The sequence below is a fragment of the Bradyrhizobium sp. Kon56 genome, from assembly GCF_055807635.1.
Genome location: NZ_JBVVOU010000428.1, coordinates 1 through 269 on the forward strand (window position 1 = coordinate 1; position 269 = coordinate 269).

The following is a 269-nucleotide window of genomic DNA, read 5'->3' on the forward strand; positions in this document are numbered from 1 at the left end:
ACTGTCTACCGGGTCGCCATAAATGGCATATAGCACGGCGTCGGAGGGGCGATCGGGCACGTCCGGGCGATCGGGCACGCTCGGGCGAATCCGTTTGTAAGTGATCAAGATCCGGCCGGCCGGCAGGGGCAGCAGGAACTCAATTGGCAAAGGGATATTTACCCTGGTTAGGTTGATTGCAGTCACGGTGTAGCGCAGGACGAGTTCGGTGCTGACACTGGCCGCGCTGACGCCCTTGATCGACAGTTCCACGAGGTCGTTGACTGCGT

Annotated in this window: 1 protein-coding gene; it reads right to left on the minus strand. The window is 60.2% G+C overall.

Features of this window, described 5'->3' with window-relative positions; genetic code table 11:
• Nucleotides 1–269 (minus strand): hypothetical protein (locus AC0L3B_RS39555; protein WP_473383265.1); only part of this gene is annotated, 269 nt, incomplete at both ends.